Below are 20053 nucleotides of genomic sequence, written 5' to 3' on the forward strand. Positions count from 1 at the left end.
GGGCGATTTCCGACTGTGCATCCGAATAAGGAGGTCTGCCGTGGCAACACTCACCCTCAATGGTCGACCGGTGACTCTCGAGGTCGCCGACGACATGCCCCTGCTCTGGGCCATCCGCGACTACGTCGGCCTGACCGGCACCAAATTCGGCTGTGGTGCCGGGCTGTGCGGCGCCTGCACCGTGCACGTCGACGGCGAAGCCACGCGCTCCTGCGTCACGCCGGTCTCGTCGGTCGACGGCAAGGACATCACCACCATCGAGGGCCTCTCCTCGGCCGGTGACCACCCCGTACAGCTGGCCTGGGTGGCCGAGGACGCGCCGCAGTGCGGCTACTGCCAGTCCGGCCAGATCATGCAGGCCGCCGCGCTACTGGCCGACAACCCCGATCCCTCCGATGCGGACATCGACCGCGCCATGCAGGGCAATATCTGCCGCTGTGGCACCTACAACCAGATCCGCGCGGCCATCAAGCATGCCGCGGCGGCAAAGATGACCGGCCGTGACGGCGAGGAGGTGTCGGCATGACCACGCGCAGACAGTTTCTGAAAGTCTCCGCCGCGGTCGGCGGCGGTCTGTTGATCGGTTTTCGCCTCGGCGCACCCGAATCCGCCCGTGCGGCGACCGCCGGCGGCACGCCGGATGACGGCGCCGACGTGCTGGAGCCCAATGCCTGGATCGAGATGCACCCCGACGGCCGCAATATCGTGACCGTTTCCGGTTCGGAGATGGGCCAGGGCGCCATGACGGTCATCCCGATGATGATCGCCGAGGAGCTCGATCTCCCCTGGGCGGACTTCGATACCCGCTTCGCACCGGCCGACCCGGTCTACGCCAACCCCGTGCTCGGCAGCCAGGTCACCGGCGGCAGTGCCACCGTGCGCGGCTTCTACAACCAGCTGCGCGAGGTCGGCGCGAGCGCCCGCGAACTGCTGGTCCAGGCCGCGGCCAATCGCTGGGGCGTGCCGATGGACCAACTGCGCACCGAGCCGGGTGTGGTGGTGCACACCGCCACCGGTCGGCAGGCCGAGTACCGAGACCTGGTCGCGGATGCCGCCGGGCTTGAGCCGCCCGAGGAGGTCTTCACCAAGTCGCCGGAGCAGTTCCGTCTGATCGGCCAGCCGACCAAGCGGCTGGACTCGCCGCAAAAGGTCACCGGTCAGGCCGGCTTCGGTATCGACGCCCGGCCGGACCAGTTGCTCAAGGCGAGCATCGCTCGCTGTCCGGTGTTCGGCGGCACGCTGAAGTCAGTCGATGCGTCGAAGGCCAAGAAGGCGGCCAACGTGGTCGGCGTGATCGAGATGGAAAGCGGCGTGGCCGTGCTCGCCCGCGACTGGTGGAGCGCCGACCAGGCCCGCGGCATGCTCTCGATCGAATGGAACGAGGGCGAACTGGCGGATCTCGATGACGAGGCGATCGACACGCAGTTCCGAGAGGGCGTCGGCGCTGGCAAGCCGGCCCGCAGCGAGGGGCGCGGTGCCGAGGCCCTGGTCGACGGCGAGAATACGATCGAGGCCACCTATCGGGTGCCGTACCTGGCCCACACCACCATGGAGCCGATGAACGCGACCGCCTCGGTGCACGAGGGCGGTGTCACGGTCTGGGTGCCGACCCAGGCGCAGGGGTCGGTCCAGAAGGTCGCGGCCGAGGTGGCCGGCGTGGACAAGGACAAGGTGACGGTGCACACCACATTCCTCGGCGGCGGTTTCGGACGGCGCTTCGAGACCGACTTCGTCCGCGAGGCGGTCGAATTGTCGAAGCAGGCCGGGCGGCCCGTGCAGGTGGTCTGGTCTCGGCCCGACGACATCCAGCATGACTTCTATCGCCCGGCGGCCTACAACGAACTCGCCGCGACGCTCGGTGACGACGGCCTGCCGGTTGCCTGGGTGCATCGCATTGCCGGTCCGTCGATCTGGTCACGGGTCGCGCCGGGCATGGTCAAGGAGGGCATCGATCCGGCCGCGGTCGAAGGGGCGGCGGATCACCCCTACCAGATCGAGAACATCGCCGTGACCTACGCCAAGGTCGATCCGGGCATCCCGGTCGGTTTCTGGCGTTCGGTGGGGCATTCGCAGAACGCCTACGTGGTGGAGTCGTTCCTCGACGAACTGGCGCACAAGGCCGGGTCCGATCCGGTCGAGTATCGCCGTCGGCTCTTGAAGAAGGATTCGCGCGAGCGCGGCGTGCTCGATCGGGTTGCCGAGATGGCCGACTGGGGCGGCAAGGTCCCCGAGGGGCGCGCCCGCGGCGTCGCGGTGGCCAAGTCCTTCGGCAGCTACTGTGCCGAGGTGGCCGAGGTGTCGATCGAGGACGGCATGCCGCGAGTGCACCGCGTCTGGTGCGCGATCGATTGCGGCATTGCGGTCAACCCGGCGGGCGTCGAGCGTCAGATGCACTCGGGCATCACCTATGGTCTGACCGCCGCCTTGTTCGGCAAGATCTCGATCAAGAACGGCCGGGTCCAGCAGCAGAACTTCAATGACTACCAGGCGCTGCGCATGGATCAGATGCCGGCCGTGGAGGTGTCGATCGTGGCCTCCGGTCACGAGCCGGGCGGCGTCGGTGAGCCGGGTGTGCCGCCCATCGCTCCGGCAGTAGCCAATGCCCTGGCGAGTCTCACGGGCAAGCCGGTCCGCGCCCTGCCGATCGAGCTGGACGGCAAGGCATGACCGCCGCGCTGCCGTCGTCGGACCGCGAGGCAGCCCTGCGGCTGGCCGTCGACGGGCTGGCGGCAGGTCGCGAGGTGGCACTGGTCACCGTGCTGTCGACCTACGGCTCGGCGCCGCGTCGACCCGGATCGATCTGGGTGGTCGTCGATCCGCCGGCCCCCCGTCCGCGGATGCAGGGCTCGATCTCGGGTGGCTGCATCGAGGAGGACCTGCTCGACTGGCTCGCGCAGCGCGCTCGCCGGGGTCAGTCCCGGGCGCCGGTTATCCGTTCCTACGATGGGAGTGACCATCACGGTCTGCCCTGCGGCGGCACCCTGTCGGTACTGGTCGAGTGGCTGCGCGGTCCGGAAGACATCGAGCCGGCCCTGGCGGCGATTTCGCGTCGGCAGGCGGTCTGGCGCGAGGTCGATCTGTCCAGCGGCGTGGTCGGCTGGCGGCCGGCGGCGAGCCTGCTGCCCGAATCGCCCACCCGTGATGAGCGGAAGTTGGCGGTGCCCTTCGGGCCGGCGTGGCGGCTGGTGATTGTCGGCAGTGGACCGGTGGCCGATCAGCTCGGGCCGCAGGCACTGGCACTGGGGTTCGAGGTGATCGTCTGCGACCCGCGCGCCAGCGCGCAGCCGGTGCCCGCTGGCACAATGCTGTCGCAGGAGGCGCCCGAACGGCTGTTCGCCCGGCTGGGGCTCGACGAGCGCACGGCGGTGGTCGCGGTCGCGCACGATCCGCGCCTGGATGACCTGGCGCTGATCGACGCGCTTGAGTCGCCGGCCTTTCACGTCGCCGTGATGGGGGGCGTCGGTACCAGCCGCGCGCGCCGCGACCGTCTGGCCTCGCTGGGTGTCGATACCTCGCGGCTGCGTGCGCCGGCCGGGCTGGACATCGGTTCGCACACGCCGGCGGAGATTGCCGTCTCGATTGCCGCCGAACTGGTGGCGGCGCGCAGCCTCGCACGTCGTCCCGGCAAGGGGGCGCCACTCGCCCCGGTTGCCCGTGCCGCGCTGGATGCCGACTGAGCGCCGATCCCCGGTCCAGTCGGGCATTGTCGGCGTGGTGCTTGCCGCGGGGCGGGCCCAGCGATTCGGCGCGGACAAGCGCTGGGCGACCTGCCGCGGCGAGCCGTTGCTCGCCCATGCACTGACGATCGCCCGGGCGGTCTGCGACCGGGTGCTGGTGGTGGTCGACGCACCCGATGCCCGTCTGGATGCCTTGCTCGGCCGGCTGCCCGCCGAGGTGGTGGTCTGCCCCGAGGCCGGCGAGGGGTTGGCGGCCAGCCGCCGCTGCGCGCTGGCCCGGCTCGAGCGGGACCGGACGGTGGAGGGCGCCCTGATTTTTCTTGGCGACATGCCCGATGTCCGCTCGGTCGACGCCCTGCGGCTGATCCGCGCGATGCGCGTTGCCGGTCGGCCGGTGCGTCCCGTCCACGACGACCGCCCGGGGCACCCGGTCGCCTGCCCGGCCGCCTGGATCAGCCACCTCGCCGCCCGCGGGTTTCCGGCCCGCGAGGGCAAGTCGTTGCGCTGTGTTCACCCGGGCGTGGTGACCGACGTGGACCGTCCCGGCGATCTCCACATCCACGACTGACACGTTCCGCGCGCGACGTCGTGCATCAGCCTGTGCTAACTTTTGAAATGACGTCGGGGCGCTCGTGCCGCGCCCGCGGACATCTCATCGCGATTGCACCAAAGGACCCCGGATGAACGAGCGTCCGCCAACGAGTCGTGCCACCGAGCCGCTGCACGCCTCGCACCATTGCTTCGCCTCACCCCGTTTCGCCGACGAATCGGCGGTGCTGGCCGATGCCTACCGGCTGCTCGACGACGCGGTGATCCGCTATCAGGGTCAGCCGGTCGGCACCATGGCAAGCCTCGACCCGCGTGCGCCTGCCGACAACTACCGCGACTGCTTCGTTCGCGATTTCGTGTCGGCCGCCTTCCTGATGCTGCTCGAGGGGCGCTCGGATGTGGTGCGGGAATTCCTCGCGATGATCCTCAGAATGCGGGGTCAGCAGGAAGAGCTCGAAGGTCAGCAGATCGCGCCGGGCGTGCTGCCGGCCTCCTTCCGCGTGATCACCCTCGACGACGGCAGCGAACAGCTCTCCGCCGATTTCGGCGATCGCGCCATCGGCCGGGTCGCGCCGGTCGATTCGATGATGTGGTGGACGGTGCTGCTGCGCGCCTACGTGCGCTATACCGGCGATACCGCCTTCGCTCACACACCCGAGGTGCAGCGCGGGCTGCGCATGATCCTCAGCCTGTGCCTGCAGAGCCGCTTCGAGGTGTTCCCGACGCTGCTGGTGCCCGACGGCTCGTTCATGATCGACCGGCGCATGGGTGTCAACGGTCACCCGCTGGAGATCCAGGCGCTGTTCGACATGACGTTGCGCGCCGCCGACCTGCTGACCATCGACGAGGGCAGCCACTGGCTGATCGACCTGGCGGCCCGTCGCCGGCAGGTGCTGCGCAAATACGTGCGTCGCTACTACTGGCTGGATCTCGACGTGCTCAACGAGGTGCACCGCTTCTCGACCGAGAAGTTCGGTCACGACGTCGACAACGTCTTCAATATCTATCCCGAGTCGATCCCCGAGTGGGTGCCCGACTGGCTGCCCGACGACGGTGGCTATTTCGTCGGCAACCTCGGCCCGGGCCGGATCGATTTCCGTTTCTTCTCGCAGGGGAACTACCTCGCCACGCTGGCGGGGCTGGCCACGCCCGAGCAGGGCAGCCTGCTGATGCACACCCTGGGTGAGCGCTGGGATGACCTGATCGGGCAGATGCCGGCCAAGCTGGTCTACCCGCCGGTCCGCGGCGCCGAATGGCGGCTGATGACCGGCTCGGATCCCAAGAACGTGCCCTGGTCCTATCACAACGGCGGCAACTGGCCGGTGCTGATCTGGCCATTGGTGGCCGCCTCGATCGTCTCCGGGCGCCAGGACCTGGGCGAACGGGCCTTCCGGGTCGCCGAACGTCGGGTGATGGAGGACAACTGGCCGGAATACTACGATGGTCGTCACGGGCGGCTGATCGGCCGGCGAGCGAATCTTCACCAGGTGTGGAGCGCGACCGGCATGCTGCTGGCTCGTCATTTCCTCGAGAACCCCGGTCGGCTCGCCGAACTCGCGTTGATGGAGGACGACGGCAACGCGTCGCGCAACGGAGGCGATGAACCGGATATCGACGATCAGGGAGATGATTGACGCAATGGCAAGCACGGCAGGGAAAAACGGACTCTATATCTGCCTGGTCAGCGTTCACGGGTTGATCCGTGGCGAGAACCTCGAGCTGGGGCGGGATGCCGATACCGGCGGGCAGACCCTGTATGTGGTCGAGCTGGCCCGGGCGCTGGCCCGGCGGCCGGAGGTCGAGCGCGTTGACCTGTTCACTCGGCGGGTGATCGATCCGCGCATCGACGACGACTACGCCCAGCCGGAAGAGGAGCTGGGCGACAACGCCCACATCATCCGCATCGATGCCGGTCCGGACGAGTACCTGCCCAAGGAACGTCTCTGGGACTACCTCAACTGCTTCGTCGACGGCGCACTTGCCCACATCGACTCGGTGGGGCGCACGCCCACGCTGGTGCACAGCCATTACGCCGATGCGGGCTACGTCGGCGTGCGCCTGGCCAGCAATCTCGGTGTGCCGCTGGTGCACACCGGCCACTCGCTCGGCCGGGTCAAGCGGCGCCGGCTGCTCGCCCGCGGCGAGAGCAGCGCGACCATCGAGAACACCTACGCGATGTCCACGCGCGTGCGTGCCGAGGAGGAGGTCCTGCTCGCCGCCGACATGGTGGTGGTAAGCACCGGCCAGGAGATCGAGGAGCAGTACGGTCTCTACGACTGGGCCGACGAGGACAAGATGACGGTAATCCCGCCGGGGGTGAACCTCGAGCGGTTCAACCCGCCGCCGGCGACGTTCGATCCACCGATGCGCGCCGAGCTCAAGCGCTTCCTGAAAGAGCCCGAACGCCCGCTGGTGCTTGCCCTGTCGCGTCCCGACGAGCGCAAGAACATCGCCACCTTGATCGAGGCCTTTGGAGGCCACCCGCAACTGCGCGAGCAGGCGAACCTCGTGATCATCGCCGGCAATCGCGACGACATCCGCGACATGGATGCCGGGCCGCGCAAGGTGCTCACCGACCTGCTGCTCCTGATCGACTACTACGACCTCTATGGTGTGGCCGCCTATCCCAGGCACCACGTCTCCGACGACGTGCCCGACCTTTACCGGCTGGTCACCCGTAGCGGTGGCGTGTTCATCAACCCGGCGCTGACCGAGCCGTTTGGCCTGACGCTGATCGAGGCGGCCGCCACCGGCGCGCCGATCCTGGCCACGGAGGACGGTGGTCCCCGCGACATCATCGGTGCCTGTGAAAACGGCGAGCTGATCGATCCGCTCGACGCGGAGTCGATGGGGCAGAAGATTCACGCGTTGCTCGACGACCGTGATCGCTGGCGACGTTATTCGGACAACGGTGTCCGTCGCGTTCGCGAGCACTACTCCTGGGATGCGCACGTCGAGAGCTATCTCGAGCGCATCGCCGGTATCGCCACGGGTGAACGGCACCCCGAGCGTCCCACCCTGCCGGATCACGTGCTCACCCAGGTGGATCGGGCGATCGTGGTCGAGCTGGCCACTCTCGGCGATTCGACCGATGCGGCGACCCGGGCCCGGTTGGTGGAGACACTGCGCCAGCGTCGTCGCTGGGTTGGTTTCGGTGTCGTTTCCGACTGTCCCCGGCATGAGGTGCTCGCTCAGCTCAAGGAAATGGGCGTGCCGACACCGGATGTGCTGATCACCCGCGGCGGCACCCAGATCCACTACGGCCCGCGGCTGTCGCGGGACGAGGGATGGAGTCGGCACATCGGCTACGCCTGGCAGCCGGATCGTGTCTACAACCTGCTCACCCAGACGCCGGGGCTGGCACTGCGATCGCGGGCAGTGCAGGGCGTGCATGCCGTGCACGCGTTCATCGAGGACGCCGACGCCTTCCCGGGAATCGAAGCCCTGGAGAACGAATTGCATGGGCTCGACATCCACGCGCACCTTGTGTCGCTGTCGCGCAACGAGGTACTCGCCATGCCGGTGCGGGCCTCCAAGGGGTTCGCGCTGCGCTATTTCGCCAGCCAGTGGGGCATCCCGCTCGATCGGCTGCTGGTGGTCGGCGGATGTGCAACCGACGAGGACATGTTGCGGGGCAATCCGTTGGGTGCGGTGGTCACCGCCGACGGCAAGAAAGAGCTGCCGGGTCTGACTGACCTCGATCGGGTGATCTTTACCCGCAAACACGGGCCGGCAGGCGTGTTGGAGGCGATCGACTACTACGACTTCTTCGACGCATGTGCCCTGCCCGGCGACCGGGAGGGCGCGCGGTGAGCGAGATGGCCCCCGTCTTGTTGTGCTGCGACCTGGATCGCACCCTGATTCCCAACGGCCGTCAGGAGGAATCCCCGGATGCCCGGCCCCGCCTGGCCCGCTTCTGCGCCCACCCGGCAGTCGAGCTCGTCTTCGTCTCGGGGCGCGATCTGCAGCTGGTGCTCGATGGCATCGACGAATGGTCGCTGCCGCAGCCGGACTACATCATCGGCGACGTGGGTACCACCATCTACGCGCCGCGATCGCAGACGGGCTCCGGCAACGGCGACTGGATCCACTGGCCGGCGTGGACCGACGAGATTGCCCCGTACTGGAACGGCCTGACCCACGACGACATCAGCGACATCTTCGACGACATCACCGCGATCCGCTCGCAGGAGCCGTCCAAGCAGGGCGCGTTCAAGGCGAGCTATTACGTCAACCGGGACGTGAACCAGGGCGTGCTCGATGCCGAGTTGCACGGCCGGCTGTGGCAAAACGGCATGGATGCGCGGCTGGTGTGGTCGGTCGACGAGGCCGCCGATATGCTGCTGCTCGACGTGCTGCCGTCGGGTGCCAGCAAGCTGCACGCGATCGAATTCCTCATCCAGCGGCTGTCCTTCGACGAACGGCGCGCGCTGTTCGCCGGCGACTCCGGCAACGATCTTCATGCCCTCGGTAGCCACATCAACGGCGTGCTCGTCGCCAACGCCGAGCCCGAGGTCAAGGAACGCGCCCGCGACCTGGTGCGTGCCGGGGCGCTGGAAGACACGCTCTACCTCGCGCAGGGCGGGTTGTTCGGCATGAACGGCAACTACGCGGCGGGCGTGCTCGAGGGGCTGGTCCACTACCTGCCGGAAACCCGCGGCCTGATGAACCTGGCCGCCGAAGGCGAACGGGCCGACGGGGCATGAGCCGCCGCGCGAGTCACCGCTGATGCTCTGGCAGGCCCTGCGCCGGTTGTTCGGCCGGCGTCCGTCTCCATCCGTCGATATTCCGCGTGATGCCTGGTCGGCACTCTGTCGCGAGCAGCCCGAGCTGGTCGATCTGACCGCTGACGAGGTCGAGCGCCTGCGACAGCTTGCCGGTCGCTTTCTCGCCGGCCGGCCGTTCTATGCCGCCGGTGGCATGGAGTTGACCGACGCGGCACAACTGCGCATCGCCGCGCTGGCAGTGCTGCCGGTGCTCGCGCTCGGTCTCGATTGGCTCGAGGCGATCCGCTCGGTGGTCATCTATCCGGATGCCTTCGAGGTGGATCACGAGGAAATGGACGAGGCCGGGGTGGTGCACGAGGTGCGCGATCTGCGGGCCGGCGAGGCCTGGTCGCACGGTACCTTGGTGCTGTCCTGGGCGGACATCGAGGCCGGGCTCGACCCCGAGGTCGCCACCAGCGTGGTGGTGCATGAAATCGCGCATTTCATCGACGGGGCCAACGGTGCGGAAAACGGCTTCCCGCCGCTGGGCAAGGGGCAGGATCGCCGTCGCTGGACCGCGGATTTCCAGTCGGCATTCGAGCGGCTCAACGACGCTCTCGATGCCGACCGGGAGCCGCCGATCGATCCCTATGCGGCCACCAATCCGGCGGAGTTCTTCGCCGTGCTCAGCGAGTATTTCTTTCGTCTACCCGAGGAACTCGTGCATTTCGATGCGGGTCTCTATCGGCACCTGGCCACGTTCTACGGCCAGGATCCATTGCATCGTCGCGATGCGCCTGCTGCTGTCAAATCGGCTCTCGACGTCTAAAGTCTTGCGCAGGCACCGGCGACCCGTCGGAAAGCGATTTCATTCACATTGTCGACAGAGGACTTCCATCCATGAGTGCAGCCAAGGCGAAGAAGAACGACAAGACCCTCAAGAATCTGCAGCAGGCATTGTCGATGGAGCTCACCGCTACCCATCAGTACATGCTGCATGCGCACGTGCTCGAGGACTGGGGGCTGGATCGCCTGTCGAAGAAAATGCAGGGCGAGGTGCAGGAGGAGCTGGGCCACGCCAGCCAGTTCATCGACCGTATCCTGTTCCTCGATGGTGACCCGGAGGTCACCGAGGCCAAGCCGGCTAAGCGTTCCAACTCGCTGAGCGACATGTTCAAAGCCGATCTGAAGGAAGAGCTCGCCTCGATCGACTTCTACGGCAAGGCCGCCATGCAGGCACGCGACGAGGGAGATGTCGGCACGGTCCACATCTTCGAGGAGATCCTCATGGACGAGGAAGGGCACGCCGACTGGCTCAAGCGCCAGCTGGAGCTGATCGAGCGCATGGGTGAGCCGAACTACATTCTCGCCTATCACTCGCCCGACACCGGCGAGTGACGCGTCCCGGCCGCGACGGGCCGGCAGGCGCCAAAGGGCCGACCCCGACGGGTCGGCCTTTTTCGTTGCACGAGGATCAGCGGTCGAGAAGGAAGGCGGCCGCTGCCTCGGCGACCGGACGCGAGAGCAGCAGGCCGAAATGATTGGCGGGCAGGCAGCGATGCGCGGCCAGGCCGGGCACGCGGGTCTCGTCGACCGCGACCGTGCCGTCGTTCGGCCCGACCAGCGCCCCCGGGACCAGTCGCCCCGGTCCGATCGGGCGGGTGCCGGCCAGCATCAGGGTGTTGGCCGCCTGCCAGGCCGGAGCCCTCCCGTCGAGACCGTCGATCAGGCTGCCCGCGAGCAGCCGTCGCGCCAAGCTCCAACTGGCCAGCCGTCGGGCCACCGCGCTGCCGGCCAGGGGGCTGCCAAGCAGCACGACATGCGTGTCGGGAAGAAGCAGGGCCGGGTGGCGGTCGAACAGATGGGCCAGGACGATCCCGCCAAGGCTGTGGGCCACCAGGTGGCGAGGCATGTGTGCTTGTCCGGTGAGCCAGTCGGCCAGCCGGTCGGCGCTTGCCGCCGGGGTGGCACGGGTTGAATAACCGAACCGGGCGGTCGCCAGACCGGCGTCGTTCAGGCGGTTTGCCAGCGGACGCAGGGCCCAGGGCCCCATCCACAGCCCGTGGATCAGGACCGCGGTCGGGCGCGGCGTGTCCGTCACCGGCGGGTCAGGCGACGGTCGCGATCAACTGGCCAACCAGTGCGGTCGCGGCCATGGTCGCCGCACCCCAGAAAGCGGTGCGGAAACCGCCGAGGAACAACGAGGCGCCGCCGGTCCGGGCACTGAGCGCGCCGAGGGTCGCCAGGACCGCCAGCGTGACCGGCACGGTCACCAGCGACATGCTCGACGCGGGTGCCAGCAGCGTGGCGGCCAGCGGTGTGGCAGCGCCGATCGCGAAGGCCACCGCCAGCGGGATGGCGGCGAGGAACGGCCGGGTGGTCGTGATCCGGTAGAGCCCCATCTCTTCGCGGGCATGGGCGCCCAGCGCATCGTGGGCCATCATCTGGCGGGCGACGCGCTCGGCCGTCTCGGGGTCGCAGCCGCGATGGACGTAGATATCGCGCAGCTCGCGAAGCTCGTGCTCGAAGTTGATCTCGAGCTCACGCGCCTCCATCGTCAGGTCGGCCTGCTCGGTATCCTGGCGTAGCCGAAGCGCGACGTGCTGGCCTGCCGCCAAGGCGAGCGCACCTGCGACCAGGGCAATGCTCGCGGCGAGCAGGATGTCGGCCCGCGGGGAGCCGGCTGCCACCAGGCCGGCGATCAGGCTGGCGACCGCGACCAGCCCCGCGATGGCGCCCAGCAGGCTCGCCCGTAGGCTGCGGTAGCGGTTCAGCCGGTGATGTTCTCCATGAAGGTCGGGCCGTTGCGTCATGCTGGTCTCTCTGTGCCTGCCCGGCCGAACGGCCGGATGGTAATCTGGGCGCTCCGGGGCGCGCGGTGATCGCGTCAGTCGCCCATGATACTGCCACGGCGGTCGCGGCAACCCAACCGGAGCCTTGCGCCCGCTTTCGAGCATCGCGCAGGCGGAACATATCGAGCATGCAGCATCCATTCGACATCAGTGCCGATCATCTCTGCCAGCGTCTGCAGCAGGCGCTGGCCGATTTGGCCGATCTGGGTGAGCCGGTCACGCCAGCTGCCGCCCGGGCGCTCGATCGTCTGTGTCATGCCGCCTCGGACTCCGACGGAATCGCCGCCGGCCCGCGTGTCGCGGTGGCGCTGGCGGACATCCACGCCGATCTGCCCACCCTAGTGGCGGCGTTACTGGCCGACCCGGGTCTGGCGGACGATGCCGAGCCTCCGTTCGACCATGCCGTGTTCGAACGTGACAGCCGGGCCGACGTACAGCATCTGCTTGCTGCGATCGAGCGGATGCGGGGCTGGGAGGCGGATTATCCCGCCCCTCGCTCGGAGCGGCAGCGCGAGTACTGGCGTCGGCTGCTGCTGGCCGGCGCGCGCGACGCACGTGCGGTCCTGATCGATCTGGCCTACCGGCTGGAAGGCATGCGTGCGCTGGTCGACGAACCGGACGAAGCCGTGCGTCGGCAGTATGCCGGCATGACGCTGGCGGTCCACGCGCCCATCGCACATCGCCTCGGCCTGGGGCAGGTCAAGTGGGAGCTGGAGGACCTGGCATTCCGTCACCTCGAGCCGACCACCTACGTCGAGATCGCCCGGTTGCTCGATGAGCGTCGTGCCAGCCGCGAGGCGTACCTGAGCCACATCGAAGGCAAGCTGCAGCACGCGTTGATGCAGGCCGGCATCCGCGCCGAGGTCTACGGGCGCCCCAAGCACATCTACAGCATCTGGGGGAAGATGCGTCGCAAGCAGCTCTCCTTCGAGGGGCTGTTCGACGTGCGCGCCCTGCGGGTGCAGGTCGACTCGGTCACCGACTGCTACGCCGCGCTTTCCGTGGTTCACGAGTTGTTCCGGCCCATCCCGAGCGAGTACGACGACTACATCGCCCGTCCCAAGCCCAACGGCTATCAGTCGCTACACACCGCCGTCGAGGCCGACGAAGGCAAGGTGGTGGAGATCCAGATCCGCACCGAGCGCATGCACGCCTTCGCCGAGTATGGCGTGGCCGCCCATTGGCGCTACAAGGGCGGCGGCGGGGGCGAGAATCCCTTCGACATGCAGGTCGAGTCGTTGCGTCAAGGCCTGTCGCGCGGCGAGATCCGCCCGCTGGCCGCGCCGATGGTCTACGCCTTTACCCCCGGTGGCGAGCTGGTCGAGCTGCCGGCCGAGGCCACGGTGCTCGACTTCGCCTATCGCATCCACACCCATCTGGGTCACCGCTGTCGCGGGGCGAAGGTCAATGGCCAGATCGCGCCGCTCAAGACCCAGGTGGTCAACGGCGATGTCGTCGAGGTGCTGACACACAAGGAGCCGGCGCCCAGCCGCGAATGGGCACATGCCAAGAGCGGCTTTTTGCGCTCGGCCAGTTCACGGGCGAAGGTGCGCAACTGGTTCGCGCAGTTCGACCGGGAGGATGCGCGCGAGCGCGGCCGGTTGCATTGCGAGCGTCTTTACCGGCGCTTTTCCATGGATGCCGAGGCGCGTCGCCGGCTGCTGACCGCCCTCGGGGTGAACAGCGAGGAGCAGTTGTTCCTTGCCGTCGGCAATCATCGCATCGCCACCGAGACGCTGCAGGCGGCCGCCCGGGCCCAGCTGGGCGCGGATGCCGACCGCTCGGCCCGCCCGCCGCGTCCGGCCGTTGCCGAAAGCGAACTGCCTCCCGAACCGCCGGGCGGGCGCAGCCTGGTGATCGAGAATCAGTCGATCGACGGGCTCAAGGTCACCCCGGCGAAGTGCTGCCAGCCGCAGCCGGGTGAGCGGGTGATGGCATTCCTCAGCCGTTCGCAGGGCTACAAGCTGCATCGTCCCGACTGCCGCAACCTCGCCCATCTGGCCGGTTGCTATCCGGAGCGCGTGTTGCCGGTCGAATGGCCCGAACAGGCGAACGGCTGACAGGAAACCGTCATCCGCGACGGTTACCGTGACGGGAATGGACACGCATACATCGTCAGACCCGCTGCATCTTTCCGACATCACCATGTTCTGGGGGCCGGCCTCCGGCGGCGTCCGCCGCTATCTCGAGGCCAAGCGCGCCCATCTGGCTGCCCGACCCGACTGCCGACACAGCCTGCTGGTGCCCGGCCCGTTTCCGGCCTGGTCCGCCGACGGCAACCAGTGGCTGCGTCAGCTGCCGGCCCGTCGTCTGCCGGGAGGCGACGGCTACCGTTTTCCGCTGCGCATGCGTCCCTGGCGCGAGGCGCTGATCGAACTGGCACCCGACGTGATCGAGGCGGGCGACCCGTACGTCACCGCGCAGGCGGCGCTGGCCGCCGGGCGCCGGCTGGACGTGCCGGTGGCGGGGTTCTTCCATTCCGATCTGTCGCGGTTGCTCGCACTGCGGCTTGGCGACTGGGTGCGCCCGCTCTCGTCGCGCTACCTCGCGCGGCTGTACGACCGTTTCGACTGGATGTTCGCGCCCAGCGAGGTGATGGCCGAGCAACTCGCCGACATGGGCGTGCACCACGTCAGCGTGCAGCGTCTGGGCGTGGATACAACCGTGTTCCGGCCCTCGGCGGCCAACCCGGCGTTGCGTCAGGCGCTGGGAGTGCCGCGTGACGGGCGGCTGCTGGTCTTTGCCGGGCGGAACTCGCGCGAGAAGCATGTCGACCAGCTCATCGAAACGCTCGACCGCCTCGATGAGCGCTACTATCTGCTGTTGATCGGCGCCGGCATGCCCTCAAGCGGCCATCCGCGTCTGCGGGTGGTCGACTACGTACGCGACGAGCATGCGTTGGCCGCCTATCTCTCATCGAGTGACGCCCTGTTGCACGGCGGCGATGCGGAGACCTTCGGCCTGGTGATCGTCGAGGCGATGGCCTGTGGTCTGCCGGTAGTCGGAGTGCGTGCCGGTGCCACTCCGGAACTGGTGGGCGAGAGTGTCGGTGAACTGGCCGGGCGGGCCCGTGCTTCCGAACTGGCGCTGGCCGTCCAGCGACTGTTCGAGCGTGACTGGCGAGACCTGGGTGCCGCTGCGCGGCGGTGCGCCGTACATGCTCACGGCTGGACGCCGCAGTTCGAGCGGCAGCTTGCGCAGTTCTCCCGGCTGGCCGGACGACCGTCGCCTGCTGAGTCGCCTTGCGCCCCGGTCGCATTGCCGGAGCCGGGGTTCAGCCCATCAGCGCCGCACTCTTGATCAACGCCGTGATCGGCTGACCGGGCGCGAGTCCCAGGCGATCGACCGTGTGTGCGGTGATCTCGCTCACCAGCCGTTGTCCGTCGGCCAGTTCGAGGAACACCGCCGCCCGCCCCGGGGCGCTGGCCTCCATGCGTTCGATCCGGCAGGCCACCTGGTTCTGCACCGAAATGTCCTCCACCGGCCCGCGCGCCAGCGCCACGTCGTCGCCGCGTACGCGCAGCCGGCGTGGCCCGGTATTCGTCGGCCGCCCGTCATGGGTGAGCCACAGCGTGACGGGGTTGCCGGCCTCCGTGAGGGGGCGACTGACGAAGTGCAGCCGGTGGGGATCGTCGGCCACCGGCTCGAGATGACCCTCCAGCGAGGCGACCGGCCCTTCCTCGGTGAACAGCGGCGAGTCGGCCCGGCCGAGCGCTTCGCGCAGGGTCTCGACCCGCTCGACCCGCCCCTTGCTCATGAACACCACCCGGTCGGCCAGGCGTTCGACCTCCTGCGGGGCGTGGGTGATCAGCAGCGTCGGAATGCCCAGATCGCGGATCACCGATTCGAACAGTTCGAGCAGCTCGGCCTTGGCGCGCCAGTCGAGCGCGGCGAGCGGCTCGTCCATCATCAGCACGCGCGGTTGGCCGGCCAGTGCCCGGGCGATGGCGACCCGCTGGCGCTCGCCTCCGGAGAGGTTGCCGACCGCCCGGTCGAGCAGCGGCTCGATGCCGGTACGGATGACGATCTCGTCATGATCGATGCCGGCGTGGCGATCGGCCGGGGCGCGGCTGGCGGCGAAGTCGAGATTGCCGCGCACCGTGCGGTTGGCAAGCAGGGCGGCGTGCTGGAAGACCATGCCGATGTCGCGCCGCTCGGCTGGCAAGGCGCGGCGTCCGTCCTGCCAGGTCTCGTCGTGAAAACGCAGCTGCCCGCGGGTGTGCCGGTCGAGTCCCGCCATGGCGCGCAGCAGCGTGCTCTTGCCCGAGCCCGAGCGTCCGAACAGGGCGGTCACGCCCGCCGAATCAAAGGCGAACGGGCCCGAATCCAGTCGGAAGTCGCCCAGTGTCAGTGACAGGTTTCCTTCGAACATTGGCCTATCCGAGTCGTGCCGACAGGCGGCGATTGATCAGGTAGACGGAGACCAGCGTGACGAACGAGAACAGCACCATGACCGCCGAGAGCAGGTGGGCCTGGGCGTACTCGAACGACTCGACGTGATCGAAGATCGCGATCGAGACCAGTCGCGTCTGGCCCTCGATATTGCCGCCCACCATCAGCACCACGCCGAACTCGCCTACCGTGTGGGCGAAGGTGAGCACCGCGCCAACGACCAGCCCCTGGCGCGACAACGGCAGCACCACGTTGACGAAGCGGTCGACTGCCCCGGCGCGCATCAGCCGCGCGGCATCCAGCACCTCATCGGGCAGCGACTGGAAGGCGCTCATCAGCGGCTGGACCATGAACGGCAGCGAGAACAGTACCGAGCCGATCACCAGTCCGGCGAGATTGAAGGTCAGCTGGCCCTCGAAACCGAACACACCGAGCAGATCGGTGACCGGCCCGGCAGGCCCCAGCGCAATGATCAGATAGAAGCCCAGCACCGTCGGAGGCAGCACCAGCGGCAGCGAGACCAGCGCCTCGAGGAGCACCCGCCAGCGCGAACGCATCCGGGCAAGCCACCACGCCAGCGGGATGCCGATGACGGCCAGCATCAGTGTCGTCAGGGTGGCCACCTGGAGGGTCAACCAGATCGGGTGGGTGTCGAGGGGAATACCGAACAGGGTCATTGCCTAACTCTTTGCTGAGCGGGCCGGGTCAAGGCACATCGTAGCCGAAGCGGCGGATGATCTCGGCGGCCGTCTCCCCCCGGACAAAGGCCAGGAAGTCGTCGACCACCTCGGGATGCCTGCTGCGGGTCAGCGCCACCGCCCCCTGGCGGATCGGATCGTAATCCTCGGTCGGCGGCATCCAGATATGGCCCTTGTCTTTCACCGGGCTGTCCGGGTCCTGAAGCTGCGACAGGGCGACAAAGCCCAGCTGGGCATTGCCGGTGGCGGCGAACTGGAAGGCCTGGCCGATGCTCTCGCCCTGCACGATCCGCCCCGCCGTCTTGAGCCGTTCGTACAGATTGCGCTGTTCCAGCACCTGCTTTGCCGCCGCCCCGTAGGGCGCGGCCTTGGGGTTGGCCATCGCCAGGTGGCGGTAATCGCCGTCAGCGAGGATCGCCTCGGCGTTCTCGTCGACCGGCAGGGTAGCGCTGTAGAGCGCGAGCTTGCCGCCGGCGTAGACGAAGAAGTCGCGCGCCTCGCCAGCCTCGACCAGGATCTGCGGCCGACGGGTGTCGGCAGAGAAGTAGGCGTCGAACGGTGCGCCGTGCTGGATCTGGGCCAGCAGCTTGCCCGACGGGCCGAAGGCGAAGCGCACCTCGTGACCGCTCTGCGCCTCCCAGGCCGCGCCGATCGCCTCGGCCGTCTTGGTGAAGTTCGCCGCCACCGCCACGGTGATGGTCTCCGCCCGGGCGAGGCCGGCCCACAGGAGTGCGCCAAGCAGGGCGATGATGCGGGTCGTTCTGGTCATGGGTGGATGCCTTCGATGTGTTGTCCGCTATATCTCGACGAGCGCGGCCAAGCCGCGGGTAGGCGGGTCGTCCGCTCAGTCGTCGACGCCTAGGATCACGTGGCTGGCCTTGATCTGGGTGCACGTCTCGCCGCCCTCGCGCAGGCCCAGGGCCTCGATGCTGGCGTTAGTCACCACGGCGGTCAGGCGTGCGCCGCCGGGCAGGGCGACCATCACCTCGCTGTTGACCGCGCCGGTCTCGATCCGCTCGATCGTGCCGCAGAGATGATTGCGCGCCGAGGTGCGCGAGCCGGCATCGCTCAGGAGCACGAAGCTCGACTTGATCAGTGCGTGTACCGGACGGCCCTCGGCCAGCGCCATCTCCTCGGCGCTGTGGCGCGTGATCACCGCGACCAGCTCGTCGCCACCGGCAAGCGTCACGACCACCTCGCTGTTCACCGCCCCCGGCGTGACGGTCTTCACCCGCCCGGCGAGCGCGTTTCGGGCACTGGTCTTCATCCGGATCCTCCGCAGCTGGTCCAGGTCTTCGCCCAGCTCGTTGCGGTCGAACAGCTCGAGCAGTTCGCGCTGCATCGCCTTCAGTCGCCGCCAGGCGGCCAGCAGTCGCCGGCCTTCCTCGGTCAGCTCCGCCCCGCCGCCGCGGCTGCCGCCATGGCGGGTCGCCACCAGCGGTCGTTCGGCGAGGTTGTTGATCGCGTCGACCGCGTCCCAGGCCGCCTTGTAGGTCATGCCAATCGAGCGGGCCGCGCCGCTGATCGAGCCGGTCTGTTCGAGCGCGGCCAGCAGTCGCAGGCGGCGATCCGAGATCTCGCCCGTGCCCAGCTTCAGTCCCAGCGAGCCGGTGAACGAAGCGTTATGTTTTTCACTATATATCGACATGCGGGCAGTGACAACGAGTGTGCTGGTAGCCGTGATGGTACCCGCCCCGGCGCGCGAGGCGGTTAGTGCGAGTCGTCCTTGATCTGCTGGAAGGCGTCCAGGGCGCGCTGGCGGGATGCCTTGAGATCGACGACCGGTTCGGGGTATGTCTCGCCCAGGGTCACCCCGGCATCTTGCAGGGTCGCCGGCTTCGCCTCCCAGGGTGCGTACAGCGCCTTGTCCGGCAAATCGGCCAGTTCCGGCACCCAGTGACGGATGAAGCTGCCTTCCGGGTCGAACTTCTCGCCCTGCAGCACCGGGTTGAAGATGCGGAAATAGGGTGCGGCGTCCGCGCCGCTGCCGGCGACCCACTGCCAGCCGGCGGTGTTGCTGGGGAGATCCGCGTCGACCAGCGTGTCCATGAACCAGTCCGCGCCGTGCCGCCAGTCGACCAGGCAGTTCTTGGTCAGGAACGAGGCGACGATCATTCGGGCGCGGTTGTGCATCCAGCCGGTGGCCCACAGCGCGCGCATGGCGGCATCGACCACCGGGATGCCCGTCTGCCCGCGTTGCCACGCGGCGAGGACGTCCGGGTCGTTTTCCCAGGGCAGGGCATCGAAGCGGGCGTCGAGATTCTCTCGCTCGGTCTGAGGGAAGTGGTAGATGAGATTGGCGGCAAACTCGCGCCAGCCGATCTCGCGCAGGAACGCCTCGGTGCCCGCTTCCTCCAGCGCCTCGGGATGCTCGGCCCGCACCCGCGCGACGACCTGGCGCGGGGAGATCTCTCCGAAGTGCAGGTGCGGCGAGAGTCGCGAGGTGCCGTCGAGGTCCATGCGGTTACGGGTTTCGTGGTAGCGGTCGACCTCGTCGAGGAAGGTCTCGAACCGGTCCCAGGCGCCGCTCTCGCCGGGCGTCCACCAGTCGGAGAAATCGTCGGCCCAGCCGAGCGTCGGCAGCAGGTCGAGTGCGTCGACCGTTTCGCTTTCGATGTGTCCGGGCACCGCCTCGAGACGCTCCGGTTCCGGCAGCACGTCCTGGTCGATACCCGCGGCGAGCAGTGCCTTCCAGTACGGCGTGAATACCTTGTAGGGCTTGGCCTGCTTGTTGAGCACGTTCCAGGGTTCGTGCAGGTAATTGCCGTTGAACGACTGCACGGCCAGCCCCGTCTCGCGCAGCGCCTGCTTGACCTCGCGGTCGGTGGCGATGCCGGCCGGTTCGAGACGCCGGTTCCAGTGCACGCTTGCGGCACCGGCTTGCTCGGCCAGTTCGCGCAGCACGGTCGCCGGCTCGCCGCGGCGAACCAGCAGGCGGCTGCCCTTGTCCCGCAGGGAGCGATCGAGTGCGACCAGACTGTGATGCAGCCACCAGCGGCTTGCCCCGCCGGCATGAAAGCCGTCATGGCGGGTCGTTCGACGGCTATCGGTCGGTGCGATGTATATGGGTATGATGGGCCCGGCAGCGAGCGCCCGCGTTAGAGCGGGGTTGTCGGCCAGGCGCAGGTCCTGGCGAAACCAGACGATCGTGGGAGTGACGGACATGGACGATTCGATGG

The 20053-nt window shown here is 68.3% G+C and carries 18 protein-coding genes; 11 read left to right on the forward strand and 7 right to left on the reverse strand.

What is annotated here, in order from left to right; all coding sequences use genetic code 11:
- The first annotated feature begins 40 nt into the window (after window positions 1-40).
- The 9 genes from LV476_RS09375 to LV476_RS09415 all read left to right on the forward strand — a co-directional run bounded on the left by LV476_RS09375 (window position 41) and on the right by LV476_RS09415 (window position 10330).
- Window positions 41-526 (forward strand): (2Fe-2S)-binding protein, encoded by a 486-nt coding sequence (locus LV476_RS09375; protein ID WP_250075504.1) that lies wholly within the window; start codon window positions 41-43, stop codon window positions 524-526.
- Entirely contained in the window at window positions 523-2667 is a 2145-nt protein-coding gene (locus tag LV476_RS09380) for a xanthine dehydrogenase family protein molybdopterin-binding subunit (protein ID WP_250075505.1), read from the forward strand. The genes LV476_RS09375 and LV476_RS09380 overlap by 4 nt, the downstream gene beginning before the upstream one ends.
- Complete coding sequence (locus tag LV476_RS09385) at window positions 2664-3677, forward strand: XdhC family protein (RefSeq protein ID WP_250075507.1); 1014 nt, start codon at window positions 2664-2666, stop codon at window positions 3675-3677. Before LV476_RS09380 ends, LV476_RS09385 begins: the two co-directional genes overlap by 4 nt.
- Window positions 3667-4245, forward strand: a complete 579-nt coding sequence (locus tag LV476_RS09390) for a nucleotidyltransferase family protein (RefSeq protein WP_250075509.1) — start codon at window positions 3667-3669, stop codon at window positions 4243-4245. Before LV476_RS09385 ends, LV476_RS09390 begins: the two co-directional genes overlap by 11 nt.
- A 112-nt stretch (window positions 4246-4357) precedes the next feature.
- Window positions 4358-5860, forward strand: a complete 1503-nt coding sequence (locus LV476_RS09395; RefSeq protein WP_284047439.1) for a glycoside hydrolase 100 family protein — start codon at window positions 4358-4360, stop codon at window positions 5858-5860.
- A gap of 4 nt (window positions 5861-5864) precedes the next feature.
- Complete coding sequence (locus LV476_RS09400; RefSeq protein ID WP_250075511.1) at window positions 5865-8039, forward strand: HAD family hydrolase; 2175 nt, start codon at window positions 5865-5867, stop codon at window positions 8037-8039.
- A gap of 5 nt (window positions 8040-8044) precedes the next feature.
- Complete coding sequence (locus tag LV476_RS09405) at window positions 8045-8932, forward strand: HAD-IIB family hydrolase (RefSeq protein ID WP_250076322.1); 888 nt, start codon at window positions 8045-8047, stop codon at window positions 8930-8932.
- A gap of 22 nt (window positions 8933-8954) precedes the next feature.
- Window positions 8955-9761: a zinc-dependent peptidase gene (locus LV476_RS09410; RefSeq protein ID WP_250075513.1), complete on the forward strand. Its 807-nt coding sequence runs from the start codon at window positions 8955-8957 to the stop codon at window positions 9759-9761.
- 71 nt (window positions 9762-9832) lie between these two features.
- Window positions 9833-10330: a ferritin-like domain-containing protein gene (locus tag LV476_RS09415; RefSeq protein ID WP_250075514.1), complete on the forward strand. Its 498-nt coding sequence runs from the start codon at window positions 9833-9835 to the stop codon at window positions 10328-10330.
- Window positions 10331-10406: 76 nt separating this feature from the next.
- Here LV476_RS09415 and LV476_RS09420 read toward each other — a convergent pair whose 3' ends face one another.
- Together LV476_RS09420 and LV476_RS09425 are read right to left on the reverse strand one after the other, a co-directional pair.
- Window positions 10407-11033 carry an esterase/lipase family protein gene (locus tag LV476_RS09420; protein WP_250075516.1) on the reverse strand — a complete coding sequence of 209 codons (627 nt, stop codon included), beginning with the start codon at window positions 11031-11033 and terminating at the stop codon, window positions 10407-10409.
- A 7-nt stretch (window positions 11034-11040) separates the two neighbouring features.
- Entirely contained in the window at window positions 11041-11745 is a 705-nt protein-coding gene (locus tag LV476_RS09425; RefSeq protein ID WP_250075518.1) for a VIT1/CCC1 transporter family protein, read from the reverse strand.
- A 167-nt stretch (window positions 11746-11912) separates the two neighbouring features.
- Between LV476_RS09425 and LV476_RS09430 the strand changes: the two genes are divergently transcribed.
- Together LV476_RS09430 and LV476_RS09435 are read left to right on the forward strand one after the other, a co-directional pair.
- Window positions 11913-13844, forward strand: coding sequence for a RelA/SpoT family protein (locus LV476_RS09430; RefSeq protein WP_250075519.1), 1932 nt, complete (start codon window positions 11913-11915; stop codon window positions 13842-13844).
- Between the two features lie 37 nt (window positions 13845-13881).
- Complete coding sequence (locus LV476_RS09435; protein WP_250075522.1) at window positions 13882-15084, forward strand: glycosyltransferase; 1203 nt, start codon at window positions 13882-13884, stop codon at window positions 15082-15084.
- On the opposite strand, the gene modC is transcribed toward LV476_RS09435, so the two are convergent.
- The 5 genes from modC to LV476_RS09460 form a co-directional block, all read right to left on the reverse strand.
- The gene (gene modC / locus LV476_RS09440) at window positions 15059-16156 is read right to left on the reverse strand and encodes a molybdenum ABC transporter ATP-binding protein (RefSeq protein ID WP_250075524.1); all 1098 of its coding nucleotides are present in this window, start codon (window positions 16154-16156) and stop codon (window positions 15059-15061) included. The genes LV476_RS09435 and modC overlap by 26 nt on opposite strands.
- A gap of 4 nt (window positions 16157-16160) precedes the next feature.
- A complete protein-coding gene (gene modB / locus LV476_RS09445) occupies window positions 16161-16853 on the reverse strand; it encodes a molybdate ABC transporter permease subunit (RefSeq protein ID WP_250075526.1) in 693 nt (230 codons plus the stop codon).
- A 28-nt stretch (window positions 16854-16881) separates the two neighbouring features.
- Window positions 16882-17643, reverse strand: coding sequence for a molybdate ABC transporter substrate-binding protein (modA, locus tag LV476_RS09450; RefSeq protein ID WP_250075528.1), 762 nt, complete (start codon window positions 17641-17643; stop codon window positions 16882-16884).
- Window positions 17644-17718: 75 nt separating this feature from the next.
- Window positions 17719-18522: a TOBE domain-containing protein gene (locus LV476_RS09455; RefSeq protein ID WP_250075530.1), complete on the reverse strand. Its 804-nt coding sequence runs from the start codon at window positions 18520-18522 to the stop codon at window positions 17719-17721.
- Window positions 18523-18584: 62 nt separating this feature from the next.
- Window positions 18585-20039, reverse strand: coding sequence for a cryptochrome/photolyase family protein (locus tag LV476_RS09460; RefSeq protein ID WP_250075533.1), 1455 nt, complete (start codon window positions 20037-20039; stop codon window positions 18585-18587).
- Window positions 20040-20053: the final 14 nt, after the last annotated feature.

Origin of the sequence: Guyparkeria hydrothermalis (assembly GCF_023555385.1) — a bacterium.
GTDB classification, from domain to species: Bacteria; Pseudomonadota; Gammaproteobacteria; order Halothiobacillales; family Halothiobacillaceae; genus Guyparkeria; species Guyparkeria hydrothermalis_A.